At 62.8% G+C, this 16,837-nt stretch carries 11 protein-coding genes; 6 read left to right on the top strand and 5 right to left on the bottom strand.

The window, feature by feature from the left end:
- Position 1: 1 nt before the first annotated feature.
- From ACV7NN_RS07915 to ACV7NN_RS07905, 3 genes are all read right to left on the bottom strand, one after another.
- Positions 2-781, bottom strand: coding sequence for a lysophospholipid acyltransferase family protein (locus tag ACV7NN_RS07915; RefSeq protein WP_463349025.1), 780 nt, complete (start codon positions 779-781; stop codon positions 2-4).
- A 308-nt stretch (positions 782-1,089) separates the two neighbouring features.
- Positions 1,090-5,880 (bottom strand): NAD-glutamate dehydrogenase, encoded by a 4,791-nt coding sequence (locus ACV7NN_RS07910; protein WP_463349024.1) that lies wholly within the window; start codon positions 5,878-5,880, stop codon positions 1,090-1,092.
- A 981-nt stretch (positions 5,881-6,861) separates the two neighbouring features.
- On the bottom strand, positions 6,862-7,548 hold the full coding sequence (locus tag ACV7NN_RS07905; RefSeq protein WP_463349023.1) for a GntR family transcriptional regulator: 687 nt from the start codon (positions 7,546-7,548) through the stop codon (positions 6,862-6,864).
- Between the two features lie 1,128 nt (positions 7,549-8,676).
- On the opposite strand from ACV7NN_RS07905, the gene ACV7NN_RS07900 reads away from it, so the two are divergent.
- Positions 8,677-9,042: a hypothetical protein gene (locus ACV7NN_RS07900; RefSeq protein WP_463349022.1), complete on the top strand. Its 366-nt coding sequence runs from the start codon at positions 8,677-8,679 to the stop codon at positions 9,040-9,042.
- Positions 9,043-9,110: 68 nt separating this feature from the next.
- Here the strand turns inward: ACV7NN_RS07900 and ACV7NN_RS07895 are convergent, their stop codons facing one another.
- The gene (locus tag ACV7NN_RS07895; RefSeq protein ID WP_463349021.1) at positions 9,111-9,689 is read right to left on the bottom strand and encodes a uracil-DNA glycosylase family protein; all 579 of its coding nucleotides are present in this window, start codon (positions 9,687-9,689) and stop codon (positions 9,111-9,113) included.
- A 243-nt stretch (positions 9,690-9,932) separates the two neighbouring features.
- On the opposite strand from ACV7NN_RS07895, the gene ACV7NN_RS07890 reads away from it, so the two are divergent.
- Together ACV7NN_RS07890 and ACV7NN_RS07885 are read left to right on the top strand one after the other, a co-directional pair.
- Positions 9,933-10,406, top strand: coding sequence for a hypothetical protein (locus ACV7NN_RS07890; RefSeq protein WP_463349020.1), 474 nt, complete (start codon positions 9,933-9,935; stop codon positions 10,404-10,406).
- On the top strand, positions 10,403-11,041 hold the full coding sequence (locus ACV7NN_RS07885; RefSeq protein ID WP_463349019.1) for a TetR/AcrR family transcriptional regulator: 639 nt from the start codon (positions 10,403-10,405) through the stop codon (positions 11,039-11,041). Before ACV7NN_RS07890 ends, ACV7NN_RS07885 begins: the two co-directional genes overlap by 4 nt.
- A 436-nt stretch (positions 11,042-11,477) precedes the next feature.
- Here the strand turns inward: ACV7NN_RS07885 and ACV7NN_RS07880 are convergent, their stop codons facing one another.
- Positions 11,478-11,930 carry a GNAT family N-acetyltransferase gene (locus tag ACV7NN_RS07880; protein WP_463349018.1) on the bottom strand — a complete coding sequence of 151 codons (453 nt, stop codon included), beginning with the start codon at positions 11,928-11,930 and terminating at the stop codon, positions 11,478-11,480.
- Between the two features lie 423 nt (positions 11,931-12,353).
- Between ACV7NN_RS07880 and ACV7NN_RS07875 the strand changes: the two genes are divergently transcribed.
- The 3 genes from ACV7NN_RS07875 to ctaD all read left to right on the top strand — a co-directional run bounded on the left by ACV7NN_RS07875 (position 12,354) and on the right by ctaD (position 16,756).
- A complete protein-coding gene (locus ACV7NN_RS07875) occupies positions 12,354-13,259 on the top strand; it encodes a ferritin-like domain-containing protein (RefSeq protein WP_463349017.1) in 906 nt (301 codons plus the stop codon).
- A 768-nt stretch (positions 13,260-14,027) separates the two neighbouring features.
- On the top strand, positions 14,028-14,942 hold the full coding sequence (locus tag ACV7NN_RS07870; RefSeq protein ID WP_463349016.1) for a ferritin-like domain-containing protein: 915 nt from the start codon (positions 14,028-14,030) through the stop codon (positions 14,940-14,942).
- Between the two features lie 71 nt (positions 14,943-15,013).
- Positions 15,014-16,756: an aa3-type cytochrome oxidase subunit I gene (gene ctaD / locus ACV7NN_RS07865; protein WP_463351261.1), complete on the top strand. Its 1,743-nt coding sequence runs from the start codon at positions 15,014-15,016 to the stop codon at positions 16,754-16,756.
- Positions 16,757-16,837 lie beyond the last annotated feature (81 nt).

Genomic DNA, 16,837 nt, shown 5'->3' with positions numbered 1-16,837 from the left:
GCTATTTCCCGGGCTGAGACGCGCCCTGTTCCCGGCGAAGGGCGCGTGCCGCGTCGGCCGCAGCAGCCTCCTCCACCGTCGGCGCTGTTCCACCAAGGGATCGGGGTTGCCACCACTGGCCGGTACCGTCGAGGGGATAGTTCTTCTGCAACGTGTCGACCCTCCGCTGTAGCGACTCACGCAGCGTCTCGGTTACCCCGTGGATGTCGGAACCTTCGTCGACGATGATGGGCGTCCCGAACTCGAATGTGACCCGAACCCCGAACCGGTCGCGCAAGGCGATCCTGTGATTCTTCGTGAGCAGGCGCTGGCCACCCCAGACCGCGACAGGGATGATCGGCACGCCACCGTCGCGCGCAAGTCGCGCCGCGCCGGTCTTCAGTTCACGCACGGTGAATGATGCCCTGACACCCGCTTCGGGAAAGACGCCGACGAGCTCGCCCGCGCGAACCGCGACGACGGCCCGCTCGAAGGCGGCCGCGCCCCCCTTCATGTCGACCGGGATGTGGTGCATGCCGTTCAGCAGCCACCTCACGGCGGGCTTCGCGAAGGCCCGCTCGGTGATGAGGAAGCGGATGCGCCTGCGGGTACGCAGCCAGGTCTGCCACTCGACGAGGGCGAACTCGAGGTAACCGAAATGGGTCATTGCAAAGACGGCGCCGCCGGTCTGCGGAAGGTTCTCCAGCCCGGTCGCCGACCCTTTCACTCGTAGCACCGCGAAGATCGATCGACCGATCGCCACCGCTGTGGAGTAGATGGGTTCGAACCTCCGCCGGGTCATGCACCTGACACTAATCCTGACAGCCGCCGGTTGCCTGGAATTTCCCGCCACGATGCAGGGGACCCTCGGGCGGCCTGCCGGTTAGTCCTTCGTGCCGACCGTCTCGAATTCGACATTGATGCCATCCGCCCTGATACATCACAAGACTTCACGCGTACTGAGTGGGGAATCCACTCTGTTACACCCACGCAGGGTGGTGTCCCCGATGTGCGCGGCCGGACAGGGCGATGGGCGCCGCACGGTGACCGTCACGTCGGCTTGGCTCGCCGATGCGGCGGCCGTTGGCGAGATCGCGTGGGCCTGAGGGTTCAACGCACGAGCGAACGCAGACGCCTGACCGTCACGGACAGCGTGGCAAGCCCTGAGCCGTCCTCGGCGTGCGCGGCGGCGAGCGCCTCCTCCAGTGTGCGGCCGGCCAATGGACCGCCCTGGTCGAGCCATGCGTCGATGCGTGCCGCAGGTTCGATCGGCGCGGTCTGCTGGGCGATCGTCGAAGTGAGCTCGATCATCACGGCGTAGAGGTCGTCGCGCATCGTGGCGCGGGCCATCGACCCCCAGCGGTCGCTCTGCGGCAGGGCGGTGATCTTGGTCAGGATCTGCTCGAACCGCAGTCGGGCCGACAACGCGAAGTAGAGGCCGGCCAGTTCCCGCATGTCCCAATCACGCAGGCGCGCGCACTCGGCGACGTCGAGCAGCGAGAACGCGTCGAGCACGCCTGCGCCGCGCCGGGCGAGGTCGGCGGGGACGGCGGCCTCCTGAAGCTCGATCATCCGCCGCTCGAAGCGGCGCAGATCGCCAGCCTGCAGCAGGTCGCCGAGACCACCCCAGAGCGACATGATCGGATTCCGGAAGTCTTCGATCTGTCTGCCGATGTCGAACCTGTCCGGGCGGTGCTGCACGAACCAGCGCGTGGCCCGATCGAGCAGGCGACGGAAGGTGAGGTAGAGATCGGTCTGCACCGCGGCGGGCACCACGTTGTCGGTGGCCTCGACGGCACTGACGAAGCCGCGCAGGTCGAAGATCTCCCGCACCGCGACATAGGCACGTGCGATCTGCTCGCTCGACGCACCGGTCTCATCCGCGGCCCGGGATGCGAAGGTGATGCCGCCCCTGTTGACCATCGAGTTCACGACCGAGTTCACGATGATCTCGGTTCGCAGCGGATGGGCGGCGAGGTCTCCCGCATACCCGTCCCGGACCGGCTCAGGGAAGTACTCGGCGAGCGTTCCCGCGAACCAGGGGTCATCGGCGAGGTCGGATGCTGTGAGGTCGGTCTTGAGCGCGAGCTTCGCGTACGCGACGAGCACGGCGAACTCGGGTCGGGTGAGGCCGCGGCTATCGGCCTGGCGCAACTGCACCTCGGCCGGGCTCGGCAGGAATTCGAGCTCTCGGTCGAGTTCGTTGCGCTCTTCGAGCAATTCCATCAGGCGTCCGTGCACCGGCAGCATCACGGCTGCGTTGGCGCGCGAGTTCCCGAGCAGGACGTTCTGCTCGTAGTTGTCGCGCAGGACCTGGTCGGCGACCTCGTCGGTCATCGAGCGAAGGAGTTCATTGCGGGGGCCCCGGTCGAGCCGGCCGGCGCGTTCGACGGCGCCGAGCAGGATCTTGATGTTCACCTCGCGGTCCGATGTCCCCACTCCCGCCGAGTTGTCGATCGCGTCGGTGTTGATGCTCACGCCGGACAGTGCGGCCTCGATGCGGCCGCGCTGGCTCACGCCGAGGTTGCCGCCCTCGCCGACGACGCGCAGTCGAAGCTGGTTGCCATTCACACGAATCGCGTCGTTGCCGCGGTCGCCGATCTCGGCGTCAGTCTCGTCGCTCGCCTTGATGTACGTGCCGATGCCACCGTTCCAGAAGAGGTCGACGGGCGAGAGCAGCACGGCCCTTTTGAGCTCGAGCGGGGTGAGCGTCGTCACGGCGGGGTCGAGGCCGAGCGCCTCGGCCATCTCGGGCGTGACGGCGATCGACTTCAGCGTGAGCGGGAACACCCCGCCGCCGGCGGAGATGAGTGTGCGATCGTAGTCGTCCCACGAGGACCCGGGCAGGTCGAAGAGGCGCTGACGTTCCGCAAAGGATCCCGCGGCATCCGGGTGCGGGTCGACGAGCACGTGGCGGTGGTCGAACGCCGCCACCAGTCGGATGTGGGGTGACCGCAGCATCCCGTTGCCGAACACGTCGCCCGACATGTCGCCCACTCCCACGACCGTGAAGTCTTCGGCCTGGGTGTCGACGCCGAGTTCGCGGAAGTGCCGTTTGACCGACTCCCAGGCGCCCCGGGCGGTGATGCCCATTGTCTTGTGGTCGTAGCCGGCCGATCCGCCCGACGCGAAGGCATCGCCGAGCCAGAACTCGTACTCCTCGGAGATCGCGTTCGCGATGTCCGAGAAGGAGGCGGTTCCCTTGTCCGCCGCGACCACCAGGTAGGAGTCGTCGCCGTCATGCCGCACGACCCTCGGGGGCGGCACGATCTCGGTGCCCTCGCGGTTGTCCGTGACGTCGAGCAGGCCACGGATGAAGGTGCGGTAGGCGGCCTTGCCGGCTTCGAGCCAGGACGCGCGGTCTGTCGGCGCCGGGAGACGCTTCGCGAAGAAGCCGCCCTTCGATCCGGTGGGCACGATGACGGCGTTCTTCACCATCTGCGCCTTGACGAGGCCGAGGACCTCGGTGCGGAAGTCCTCGCGGCGGTCGCTCCAGCGCAGCCCGCCGCGCGCGACTTTCCCGAAGCGCAGGTGGATGCCCTCGACCTCGGTCGCGTAGACCCAGATCTCGGCCATCGGGTGCGGCTTCGGCAGGCCCGGAACGCGTGCGCAGTCGAGCTTCATCGACACCCAAGGCTTCGGCGAGCCGTCGGATGCCGGCTGGTAGAAGTTCGTGCGCCAGGTCGCGGCGATCACCCCGATGAAGGACCGCAGGATGCGGTCGTCGTCGAGGCTCGCGACGTCGTCGAGCGCGCGCAGCAGCTCGGCCTCTGCCGCAGCCGTCTCGGCCTTCCGATCTCCCTCGCGAGCGGGGTCGAACCGCAGCTCGAACAGACCGACCAGGTCGCCGGCGAATGCGGGGTTCACGACGAGCGCCTGCTCGATGTATTCGACGGAGAAGGCGGAGCCTATCTGCCGCAGGTACATCGCGATCGCCCTGAGGATGACGATCCGGCGCCAGTCGAGGCCGGCGAGCAGCACCAGGAAATTGAGGCGATCGCTCTCGGCAGCGGCGGTCCAGGATGCTGCGAACGAGTCTTCGAAGTCGCCGCCCCATGCCGGGTCGCTCCAGCGCTCGGCGCTGCCGCCGTCGGCACCCGGCGCGGTGAGCCCGAAGTCGGAGATGTGTCGCACCTCGCCGCCGGGGAGGGTCACGACGTACGGGTGCTCGTCGACGACATCGGTGCCGAGGTCGGTGAGGATCGGGAGCACCTGCGTCAGCGGATACTCGCGGTGCGAGACGACGGTGAGCACGCGCTTGCCGGGGTCGTCACGCTCCGGCACGTTGAGGTGCACCGCGAACTCCGCGGCCTCGAGGCTTTCGAGCAGCGCGATGTCGTCGAGGGCCTCTTCGGGCGTCACGGCCTCCTTGTACGCCAGCGGGAACGCCTCGCCGTAGCGGCCGAGCAAGCGGGCCGTCTCATCTTCGCCGTGGGCGTGGTGGAGTGCGTCGACGAGCGCCTCATCCCAGCCGCGCACAGCATTCGCCAGGTCCGTCTGCAGCGCCGCTTCGTCGACGTCGGGCAGCGACGAGCCGCGTGGTACGCGCACCACGAAGTGCAACTGCGCCAGCGGAGCATCGCCGACCCACGTGGCGTGATCGACGCTCTCGGCGGCGAACACTGAACGCAGCACGGTCTCGATGCGCAGCCGAACGGCCGTGTTGTATCGGTCCTTCGGCAGATAGACGAGCGCAGACACGAACCTGCCGAACTCATCTCGGCGCAGGAACGCGCGGGCGCGGCGGCGGTCGCGGAGGCGGCCGACCTCGGTGGCGACCTCGAGCAGGTGCTCCGGAGTGTCCTGGAAGAGCTCGTCGCGTGGGTACTGCTCGAGGATCTGCAGGAGATCCTTGCCGGAGTGCGACGTCGGCGGGAATCCGGATGCCTTGAGCACGGCCTGCACTTTGGTCGAAGCGATGGGGAGCGTGGAGACGGAGGCCGCGTACGCCGCCGAGGTGAACATGCCGAGGAAGCGACGCTCGCCGGTGACGTTGCCGGCCTCGTCGAAGGTGCGCGCGCCGATGTAGTCGAGATAGATGTCGCGGTGGACGGTGGCGCGGGAGTTCGCCTTGGTGATCGTGAGCAGGCGCGGGTCGCGCGCGGTGCGCTGCGCCTCGGGCCGCAGGTGCGCGATCGCCGTGGTGGGCTTGCGAAGGACGCCGAGGCCCGTTTGGGTCAGGGGGACGAGCACGTCCTCACCGTCTTCGCTGGTCTCGAGCCGGTACTCGCGGTAGCCGAGGAACGTGAAGTTGTCGTCGGCGAGCCAGCTGAAGAAGTCGATGGCCGGGCGGACCGTGGCGGGGTCGGCCGTCGCCGGCGGCGTGGTGCGCAGGTCAGTGACGACGTCGAGGCAGGCCCGGCGCATGGCCTGCCAGTCGTCGAAGGCCGCGTGCACATCATCCAGCACCGACAGCAGACGCTCTTCGAGCTGGTGTCGGCCCTCGCTGGTCGGCACGCGATCGACCTCGAGGTGGATCCACGATTCGAGGTCGCCGCCGTGGGCACCCATTTCGAGCAGTTCGCCGTCGGCACTTCGCCGTACCTCGACGATGGGATGCACGAGCAGGTCCACCGCAAGGCCCTGCCGGGCGACCGCCGCGATCACCGAATCCACGAGGAACGGCGAATCATCGGTGCAGATGTTCACGATCGTGCGCCGCGACGTCCATCCATCCTCGCTGAGCGTCGGTGTGAAGACCGCGATCCGGGTCTGCCCGCGGTCGCGACGCGCGGCGAGGGAGCGCATCGAGAGCGCGGCGCCCACCACGTCGCGAGGTTCGCGTTCTGCGAGATCCTCGGGGTCGAGCGCGCCGATGATGCGCGTCAAGCCCGACGCGAGGTCTGGGTCCAGTGCGGCGATCGCCTCGTCGATCGCACGGGATCCGGTTGTGCTGCTCATGAACCTCACCGTCCGATCTGGCGATCGCAGTGCCGCGTCGATCCCCTCACGAAACTACTCCAGTGCGGCGAGTCGGGTTACTCCTTCACAGTCGCTGCTGACCCGACTCACCGATCGGGGCCAGATTTCGTGTACTGAGTGGGTAACACGGAGCCCTCGCAGGAAGCACACCCTACGAACGACTCAAGCAGAAACACAGGACCCGCTGTGTCCAGTGGACGGCGAGCGACTTACCTTCGATCACGAATACATGCAGTGCGGGAAGCGCCATCGCTATCTACCTGGCAACCTCATCCACGAGGCGATGGAGTTCAACTTCCCCCCTCGCCGCCCGGGGGTGGGCCCTCGATCGGTTCTGGCGGTTTTGGAGGTGACACTTCTCCTCGATCTTTGAGGGATGAGTCGTGTTGAGCCTGTTGATTCTCGTGTCCGTCTTGCGATCGCCCAGTGGCCTGATGATGCGCCGCGGGGGTCGGTGACGACGTTTTGTGCCGGAGCACGACAACGCCCTCGCCGAGGCCGTCAACGGACTCTACAAAACCGTGCTCATCCGCCGACAAGGCCCGTGGCGAACCGTTCAGCAGGTCGAACTCGCCACGCTCGGTGGTTGTCGTGGTGGAACCGCCAGCGTCTCCACGGGGAGCTCGACATGCGCACCCTCACCGAAGTCGACGACCCGTACTACGCTGACCTCGAATCACCCGAGACGGCGGCCGCCGCCCTCGAAAAAGCTAGGAACCAAACCCAGTGCGATTCAGTTTGCTTGGTTTGCAACTGCGTTTTCGACGCGCCATCTCTAGACGGGGCCCTTATAGCCGCAGCCACGGGAACCCGGCCGGCGCCCGTCGTGAGTGGCCGTGGACGTACAGACCACGCGGACCCAAGCCGCAGTGCCCAGACGATACTGTTCACGCAGCCCCGCTACTGGCCAAATCCGAAAGTTGGCTAACTGAAAGCAACCCCAACTAAAGCAACAATTGGTCAATCCGCCAGCGGCGCAACTTCTGATATAGCCGTCCAGCGGGCTCCGCGTAACCCAAAGATCCGCCGCGTAACGGCGACGATCGTCTCAGGGTCCGCCGCGCGCCAGGCTGCGATGAGAACGTCATGCTGGGTTGCCACTTCGTCCCATGGCACATCGGATTCGCGCAGCACGACTGACACGTAATATCCCAATGCCACCATGGCTTGGCCGCTGAGCTGGGCGAGGATAGGGTTCGGGTTGATCTTGTTCAGTTCTTCGAAGTACTGGCCCAGGGCGAGGACGAACAACGTCTTGTCCCGTTGTTGTGTTGCTGCGTTGATCGCCTGCAGGCTGTCAATCAAGTGATTACGCTGAATCTCAGTGGCGGCCTCGGCGACCAGGTCAGTTACCCCCGTAATCAGGAAACCGGTCGCCTGCAGATAGCGGACCGCGTCTTCGCGTCGCGGCAGGACAACGCGGGTATGTGCCTGTGGTGCCATATCGATTAATCCCTTGATACTCAGTGCATACAACGCTTGACGTATCGGTGTTCTCGAGATCTGCAACCACTCCTGTAGCCGGGCATCCTCGAGCACCTCACCAGGCTGAAATGTTCCATCCAGAATCGCTGCCTCGATTGCGTCGTACGCTCGATCACGAATGAGTTTGCGCGGTGGTTCGGCGTCAGCAGGTTCCTTCAGCACAATCGCCTCCAGGTTCGGGTCGGTGAATGCATTCGTGCGGATTCAGTCTCCCACGGCCCGTAGCTGTGGTTCGACTTGAGCGTGTTTGAGGTTAAATTGTTGGTCTAGTTCGTGTAGATTGCCTTATGCGAGTGCCGGATCGGTTCGGTGCTCGTGTCGCGGCGGGTTGCCCTGCCGGCGGCGGGGGCCCGGCATTCGGGTTGTCGGGCCCTCAAAACACATTCGCCGACCAAGGACACTCGGCACATGATCTGCCCAGAATGTAAAGCGACAATGCACCGCCGAACAAACCTGTTCTTCGGGGTCGGTCTAGCCGTGCACGAGTACATCGCGAGTTGCCCTGAATGTGACTATTTCGAGTTCATCCCAACTCCGCGAACCGCGGAACCAGAGACAGGCGAGGGCCCGCCCAAGCGATCCAGCCTTAGGAAACTCATCCAACGCCGGCACTCACGGTGAACCGAGCGAGGGCTGTCTGCCGGGGTGCACGCCGTCTTCTCACGGCACGAGCATTCGAACGCACCGATGTCGATAAGCCTGGCGCCTGGGTCAGCTCCGCCTAACGCCGGAAGCGGTGTCTGTGGTGCTGTCGGTTGACGCGACGCAAACCGTTCCGCAAGTCCAGTACCACGGTCGGCTTCGGCTTCGTCACATCCTGCTGCGCTGTTCGTGGGATGCGAGTAGGCACTCAACACACGTTGGCGCAAGTCCGCGGGGTCCCTTTGCGCACTGGAAATGGCCATTCACTAAGTGAATCCGGTTCTACTAGACCCACAACGCTCACTTCATTGGATGCGGGAATGGACTGTGACGAGGACACGAGATGAGGCCCCGGATCCCGAACCAGGGCGAAGTTCAGGGTGCGTACCTATTTCTGCGTCCCAGACATGACATGGTTTTCCCTCGTATTGTCTCGATTCTTGTCAGCGGTGTGTGTTGTGCGTGGAACGAGGCGCGCACGGCGCAACCGGGCGCAAGGCAGATCAGTGCAGCCGAGTTAGAATATCGATTGTTGCTCTAGTTGGCGAGGAATGGAAACCTCGTCGGACCTTATCCCTCATCGGACCCGGCGCTGCGGAAGGCGTTCACGCGCGCCGGAGTGCAAACAGTCGACCCCCTAGGAGTGGAATGCTTGAGCCGTTTTATCCGGGGGCGCACGCCTGGTTGGAGGCAGTGGGCCACTTCAAGGGTTCCCTTGAGTTAGATCCAACTCGTGATGCCGCATATAGAACCGATCTGATCGTCGTGGTTGCGCAGGCCGAAGCATCGTGCGCGGACGAGTTGGGTGCGTCTTCGGCCACAGTCGCGGAAATTGCCGCTGCGACGGATCTTCCTGTGAAGGAGGTGAGGCAAATCCGCGCCCTACTTCTTGCGGCGGGGCTGATCTCGATCATCCAGTCGGGCGGACACGCCGCTTTGGTCGCGCGACGGCTTCACTCGCCAACCGTTGGCGCGGACGAGCGTATCTTGCCCGCGCCGCCGTCCGGCCGGTGAGCCGACAGGCTGGACCACCAAGAGATCATCGAGACTGTGCGCTCATCGGCATCGTCTTCAGACAGCGCTTAGGACATCGCCGCAGCCACATGCTGTCGGAGAACGGGCAGCAAGTCGGTTACGAACCACGGGTTATGCGACTGCCACCGAAAGTTCAGCGGGGACGGATGAACCAGTGGGAAAATGCTTGGCAGGTACTCCTCGAAGGCGCGGACGGTTTCTGTGAGATTCCGTTTGGTATGGCCTTGTAGGTAGTGCTGCTGTGCGTACTGGCCGATCAGAATGGTTACCCGGATCTCGGGCATTAGATCAAGAAGTGGCTTGTGCCAGCGACCGGCGAATCCCTTTCGGGGCGGTAAGTCGCCGTTAGCGCCTTTGCCGGGGTAGTAGAAGTCCATGGGAAGCAACGCGAACAACTCGGGATCACGGAACTGGGTCTCAGACACGCCGAGCCAGTCGAACAGTTTGGCGCCACTGGCGTCATTCCAGGCGATGCCGCTTTCCTGAGCCTTGCGTCCGGGCGCTTGGCCGATGATAGCGACTCTCGCACCCGCTCCCGCCGCGTAAAGCGGCAGGTAACCGATCTTCGTTGCCCAAGAGTTCTCTGGGTCGCTGATGATTCCCGCTCGGATTGAATCGAAACTCATGGCCAACTCCTTCTGGTTGTGCCGGCGTAACCGTTTACTGGCCATGTCATGAGGTTGGGCCTTCTGGCGTCATGGACGCGCCGCAACCGCTTCGCACGACTAAGACCCTCAAAACGATAGTTGGCGCCCTTGTGCACAGCCATCTCGACAGCAAATCAGGCGTCACTTCCATGACGCAACAGGACCGTATAGTCCTATAATAGGGAGGAATACCGTGCGCGGGCGAACCCAATAGGAGGGCTCATGAAGGCATGCTTCGCCGAGGTGTTGGCCCGCGAAAGAGTATGCCTGGCAGAGGTAACGACCGGAAAGATGCTGGCCGCTTGGCGGCGCCGCGTCGTAGAGGAGGTCATGAGCGCGCGGTCGCCGTACGCGTTGGCCTTGCGGCAAACCGATGGTGCCGCTGACCGTGCTGACTTCCTGGACCAATGGCGCGAACTCATCGCCAAGGCCGTCCGCCGGCTGCTAAAGGGCGGAGGAACGAAGCGAACCGAGCGCACTTCCGTGCGGAACCCGAGGGTGGATGTCGACGTCCAGAGGACGGCCGTACTCATACTCGCCGCCCTCCATGGGGGCAGCACGCTAAGCCATATCGCACAAACTCATCGACCGCTGAACGCTGCGCTCGACCTTGCACTTGTGACTCTGGTCGGCGACGACAACAACCCGCAGGAACAAGGAACGTGTTGCCCTCTAAGCAGCACAGGCGTGCGATGACGACAGCTGCCATGCACAATGGCAAACGCCTGACAGCGCGCGGTGCAAGGACGCGTGCACGGATCGTCTCCTCGGCGGCCGACCTGATTCACGTCCGGGGCGTCAGCGGTACCACCCTCGACGATGTGATAGCGGCGAGTGAAGTGAGCAAGTCCCAGCTATACAATCACTTCGACGGCAAGGACACGCTGGTGCGGGCTGTCATCGACCACGTCGGCCAACGAATAATGGAGCGCGAGCGCGATGCTCTCGACCATGTGTCGACGACCTCAGGCCTGCGACGCTGGCGTGACGCGTTGATCCAGAACAACGCCCTCGAACACGGGTCGTACGGCTGCGCGCTGGGTTCGCTCGTCTCTGAGGTATCCGAGAACGACCAGCTCGCACGCCAGGCCCTTTCTCAACTTTTCATCGAATGGCAGGGACTCCTAGCGGGTGCGTTGCGCAGGCTTCAAGACGGCGGAGCGCTTTCACCTCATGCGCCGGTCGACCAGCTCGCGACCGGGCTCGTGGGTGCCATTCAGGGTGGGTACATGCTGGCCCAGGCCGCTCGAGATGTGACGCCGATGGCAACATCGATCGACATGGCACTGGCCTACGTTGAAAGCCTCTCAGGCGTTGATTCGATGCGATAGCAACTCCCGGACAGGCCAGTGACCGTAGACCACGTCCACTGCTCGCTCCACCCTTCTCGCCTCATTCACTTTTAGTCGCGCGCACCTCGCGAGACCTGGACGACCCGCTCCTCCAATTTATGGAACGCCAACTCTGCATTGCCTCGCGTAGACCATATCTGGACGTGATCGTCCGAATGGTGGAGCGTGCGCAGCCCGCGCAGCTTCACGTTCGAGGCGTGGCGGGTCAGCAGTGAACATCAGATCCACCCAATCGAGGAGTCGGCCGAAATCGAAACACCGATTGCAGACGGTTTGAACTGTACGGCGACGGCGACCTAGCAGCTGGCTGTGGGTGCAAGCCGAAACCCAAGCGATTGCCCTACTCCACACGTCGAGGTGGCATCGACATTGATCCAGGTTGGCACGCTTTTCAGTGCTGAAGATTGCTCGGGGGTCAACTTGAACGTCTTGTCACTCCAGGATGGCTGAGATTGACGAGGTCGGCGTAATCGCGGTTATGTTCGATAAACGTGCGCACAATTGGACAGAGGATCGTGACCGTCTTGCCGTGCGTGCGTACGTCGTCGAGGACACGTCCGATAAGTTCGGTGGCAAGGCCTTTGGCGCGGAACTCCGGATACACGGAGACGGCCAGCAAGACGAGTCGGTCCTCGCCCGTAGCGTTGTACGTCAGACCGGCGACTTCGAGGTCGCCGACCATCGCCCCGTAGACGCCAGCTTTCTCGTCGTTGATCATGTAGAACTCGAATGCGGGCGCATGGGGGCCATCGATTACCTCATCAATGAGGACGGCCTGGTGAACGCTGAGGGCGCACTTCCCGCTGGCGTATCCGGTCTCCTCGGGATACTCGAACGCGTATCGTGTTGGCTCCGGGGCGCTTTCCACAGATATCTCCTTTCACTCATCGTGACCAGACCGGGTCGTGCGTAACGATAATCGGAACCGCGGGCGCGACTTCAGTGCGTGGCGCGGCGTGTGGACGGAACTAATTCGTCCAGAATATGCGAGCGTCCTCTCGTCCGGCAAGTATGCATTTCTTGGTCTCGATTATTTCGCTCCGCCAAGACTGAAGCTCACTCCATGACGAGGATCCAGACAACTGTCTTTTCACCTCGAGGATATGGCGATTAGTCGCTGTACAGGGACGCTTTCAACTCGAGCAAGTGGACTAATACGTCCTTTTAGGGTAGACATGAGCTTAAGCGGGTGCTGGCAGAAATTGAGCTTGACAGCCCATCAAGGGTCGTCTACAGCGTCACCCATACGACCGGTGACTCCAAAGAAACGCAACACTGAAAGGTCGAAACCATGTCAGACAACGGATTCATTTCCAATGCAGTCAACCGCAGCGCCGAGACTCCGGAAGACCGCGAAGGCCTCAACGCGATGGTCGCAGCCGCGGCCAACTCGGACCCTATATCAGACGCGCCCGAGATCAGCGACGGGTCAATCCTGAACTTCGCATTGAACCTGGAGTATCTCGAAGCAGAGTTCTACCTTCGCGCCACCGGGACCGCCCTACCCGACGAAATGACAACCGGGACGGGCACGCGCGGCGATGTGAGCGGGGGACGACCGGTCATGTTCAAGAATCAGGTCGTTCGCAAGTTCGCTGAAGAGATCGCCAGCGATGAACGTGCCCATGTCGCATTCCTGCGCGACGCACTCGGGAACGCGGCGGTATCACGACCCGCCATTTCTCTTGATCAAAGCTTCACGGCAGCAGCACTTGCGGCAGGACTGATCAAACCGGGCGAGACATTTGACGCATACGCGAACGACCTCAATTTCCTGTTCGCCGCCTTCCTCTTCGAAGACGTGGGCGTCACGGCGTTCAAGGGAGCAGCGCCATTCATCTCAAACAAGACGTATCTTGATGCGGCGGCGGGTCTCCTGGCAACGGAGGCTTACCACGCCGGAATTGTCCGAACCTCGCTGTACAACGAAGGCATGATCGACGACACCGTTTTCGCGGCAGTTCAGAAGATCTCAGACGTACGTGGCGCCGTCGATGGAGTCGGAACCGATGACCAGAGCATAGGTGACAGCACCACGCTCAACCTCATCCCGAACGACGATTATGGCCGCACATACGGGCGTACCCCCGAGCACATCCTGAACATCGTCTACCTCACCCCTGATCGCGCCACCTCGGGCGGCTTTTACCCCAACGGCCTGAACGGTGATCTGCGTGAAAGCGGTCAAAACGCGTGATCACAACAGCTGAGCTGTGAACACCAGCCGTAACACGACACGGTTCTTCACAGCGACAGCTTTTGCGGCCGGGCGATTCAGTTGGATCGCCCGGCCACCAAGATGGTGTGTTGATTTGCTGCAATCGACCCGAACGCTCGGGCGGGAGCGCTGCAGGAGGCTGCTGCGAAGTGTCACGCACTTGATCGAGATCCTCTCCACAGGGCGCCCGCGTTTGAGGAGCCTCAATGGCAGAGGATCTATCGGGTCAAGATCGTCTTTGCGGCCGGCGGTGACCTCATCCGCAACCGAATGACGCGGACGACGTTCGTGAGGGTTGCCTCTGGTGGCGGCCGCGCCGTAGTGTTTGATTTAGTCCAGATAGCAGGTCGAATCGACGATCGACGCAACTGCAAGCCTGGAAGGGCGACGACGTGATGCCCGATAGCGTCGCCGCCTCTACGTTCTGGTACATCGACGTTCCGGTTCGCTGTCAGCTTGGACTGATGGTGACCCGGTTGCATTGCACCGGGCCATGTCATGGGCTGCAGCGCGGTGGGCGGAATGTTGCAAACGAAACCCGTTTCCTCCACTCGACATAACACGCCCATGGGGCTCTAATGGAGTTGTACCCAAGACGGGTATGACAAGGAAGCCGAGCGAACGTGTCCGCCGGCCCGACGGCGTCGCGGGTGGGAAGCATACGAGGCGCTTGAAGTGATGGCGCGTCCACCGAGATGACATGCCCTCCCACCACTGGCCGGAGTATCGGAAGAGGTGGGATAAACAGTGTCTGAAAACAACGATTTCCTCTCGCGGGCTGTCAACCGAAGCGGGGAAACAGATGCGGATCGGGAGGGGCTTTCCGCGATGGTCGCCGCTGCCGCGAACGGAGAGTCCGGACAGAACGCGCAATCGTCCGAAATCAGTGATGCGAGCATCCTGAACTTTGCGCTCAACCTCGAATATCTTGAGGCGGAGTTCTACCTCCGCGCGTCTGGGGAGACTTTGCCCGACGAGATGACAACAGGAACCGGGACGCGCGGAGAAGTCAGCGGCGGACGGCCTGTCCCTTTTCAGAGCCCGGTCATCCGCAGGATCGCAGCTGAGATCGCGGGTGATGAACGAGCTCACGTCAAGTTCCTTCGCGATGCCCTCGGAAACACGGCGGTAGCTCGGCCGAGCATTTCACTTGACCAGAGCTTTACTGCCGCCGCTTTGGCAGCCGGTCTGATCAAGCCGGGCGAAACCTTTGACGCGTACGCGAACGACCTGAACTTCCTCTTTGGGGCGTTCCTGTTCGAGGACGTCGGCGTCACCGCGTTCAAGGGTGCTGCCCCACTTATCGCTAACAAGACCTATCTTGACGCGGCGGCAGGGATGCTTGCGACCGAGGCGTACCATGCGGGCATCGTGCGCACCTCGCTCTACAACGAGGGCATGATCAACGACGCCGTATTCGACGCGGTCGCGAAGATCTCCAACGTGCGCGGAGCAGTCGACGGTGTGGGGGGTGACGACCAGAGCATTGGAGACAGCGAGTCCCTGAACCTCGTCCCGACGGACGCCGAAGGTAGAGCATTCGGCCGTTCCCCGGAGCACATCCTCAACATCGTCTATCTGACCCCGGTACGCGCCACCTCAGGCGGTTTCTACCCGGACGGGCTGAACGGTGAACTGCGGGAGAGCGGACAGAATAGCTGACCGTCGCGCAGTACGAATGGGCGAAGAAGTCTCGAGTGTCACTGGACGATGTTCAACTTTCGGGAGCGCTGATGACGTCACAACATGCCCAACTGGGACGGAAGGCTCCGGCCCTGCTGGTCGAGCCGGAGCCTGATCCAATCTCTTCGCACGCGCAGCGCCGGGGGAACGTTCTGGCGTCGTGGGTCACCTCCACTGATCACAAGACGATCGGATACCTGTATCTATTCACCTCGTTCATCTACTTCCTGATCGGCGGAGTACTCGCGCTCCTCATTCGCGCCCAGCTTTTTGAGCCGGGCCTCGCTGTCGTGCAGACAAGAGACGAGTACAACCAGCTGTTCACCATGCACGGCACGATCATGCTGTTGGTGTTCGCGACTCCCTTGTTCGCGGGCTTTGCGAACGTGATCATGCCGCTGCAGATCGGTGCCCCCGATGTCGCATTCCCACGACTGAACGCCTTGGCCTACTGGTTGTACTTCTTCGGGTCGTTGATAGTCATATCCGGATTTCTCACTCCCGCGGGCACGGCAATCTTCGGCTGGACCGGTTACGCGCCCTTATCGTCCACCACCTTCTCGCCCGGTATCGGTACTAACCTGTGGGCCCTAGGGTTGGCTCTCTCTGGCTTCGGCGCCATCTTCGGCGCGGTCAACTTCATCACCACGATCATTACGATGCGCGCCCCAGGCATGACCATGTTCCGGCTGCCCATCTTCACTTGGAACATCCTGGTGACCTCAATCCTCGTGCTTATGGCTTTCCCAGTGCTCGCTGCGGCACTTTTTGCCCTGAGCGCAGACCGGATATTCGGGGCACACATCTTTGACGCCGCAAACGGTGGCGCGCTGCTCTGGCAGCACCTGTTCTGGTTCTTTGGACACCCCGAGGTGTATATCATCGCGATTCCGTTCTTCGGCATCGTGTCGGAGATCTTCCCGGTGTTCAGCCGCAAGCCGATCTTCGGTTACAAGACGCTGGTCTACGCGACGATCGCGATCGCGGCTCTGTCCGTCACGGTCTGGGCTCACCACATGTACGTGACCGGTTCGGTCCTCCTGCCATTCTTCTCGCTCCTGACGATGCTCATCGCGGTTCCGACCGGCGTGAAGATCTTTAACTGGATCGGCACGATGTGGCGTGGATCGCTGACGTTCGAGTCCCCAATGCTTTGGGCGATCGGGTTCCTCATCACCTTCACCTTCGGTGGACTGACCGGCGTGATCATGGCGTCCCCACCGCTGGACTTCCACATTTCCGATACGTACTTCGTCGTTGCCCACATCCACTACGTCGTCTTCGGCACCGTCGTCTTCGCGATGTTCGCCGGCTTCTATTTCTGGTGGCCGAAGTGGACAGGCAAGATGCTGAACGACCGGCTCGGCAAGTGGCACTTCTGGTTGCTGTTCATCGGATTCCACACGACGTTCCTGATCCAGCACTGGCTCGGCGTCATGGGAATGCCTCGCCGCTATGCGACCTACCTACCGAGCGATGGCTTCACCTGGCTCAACCAGGTGTCCACCGTCGGCTCGTTCCTCCTCGCCATCTCGATGATCCCGTTCTTCCTCAACGTCTATCTCACCGCGCGCAACGCGCCAAAAGTAACGGTCAACGACCCGTGGGGCTACGGCCGCTCCCTCGAGTGGGCGACCAGCTGTCCGCCGCCGCGGCACAACTTCACATCGATTCCGCGCATTCGCTCGGAGTCGCCGGCGTTCGACATGAACCATCCCGAGGCAGGAATCCCGATCGGCATCGGCCCCGGAAAAGACGCCCCCGTTCGGCCGCAAACCGAGGAAACCGCGTAAGGATGGAGCGGCAGCTTCCGCCTTTTTGTAGGTTGGGAACCAGCACGCCGCTGCCCGGCGACGCACCCGTTCGAGGACTGT

This window comes from Leifsonia sp. Ger2509 (genome assembly GCF_055231915.1).
The sequence above is the reverse complement of the archived record's forward strand: the minus strand, read 5'-3'. Positions and strand labels throughout refer to the sequence as shown.

Bases quoted from the DNA above. Each gene is read 5' to 3' on its own strand.
- ctaD (WP_463351261.1), top strand. From the start codon at position 15,014: ATGACGTCACAACATGCCCAACTGGGACGGAAGGCTCCGGCCCTGCTG.
- ACV7NN_RS07885 (WP_463349019.1), top strand. From the start codon at position 10,403: ATGACGACAGCTGCCATGCACAATGGCAAACGCCTGACAGCGCGCGGT.
- ACV7NN_RS07910 (WP_463349024.1), bottom strand. From the start codon at position 5,880: ATGAGCAGCACAACCGGATCCCGTGCGATCGACGAGGCGATCGCCGCA.
- ACV7NN_RS07875 (WP_463349017.1), top strand. From the start codon at position 12,354: ATGTCAGACAACGGATTCATTTCCAATGCAGTCAACCGCAGCGCCGAG.
- ACV7NN_RS07915 (WP_463349025.1), bottom strand. From the start codon at position 781: ATGACCCGGCGGAGGTTCGAACCCATCTACTCCACAGCGGTGGCGATC.
- ACV7NN_RS07895 (WP_463349021.1), bottom strand. From the start codon at position 9,689: ATGAGTTTCGATTCAATCCGAGCGGGAATCATCAGCGACCCAGAGAAC.
- ACV7NN_RS07900 (WP_463349022.1), top strand. From the start codon at position 8,677: ATGCTTGAGCCGTTTTATCCGGGGGCGCACGCCTGGTTGGAGGCAGTG.
- ACV7NN_RS07890 (WP_463349020.1), top strand. From the start codon at position 9,933: ATGAAGGCATGCTTCGCCGAGGTGTTGGCCCGCGAAAGAGTATGCCTG.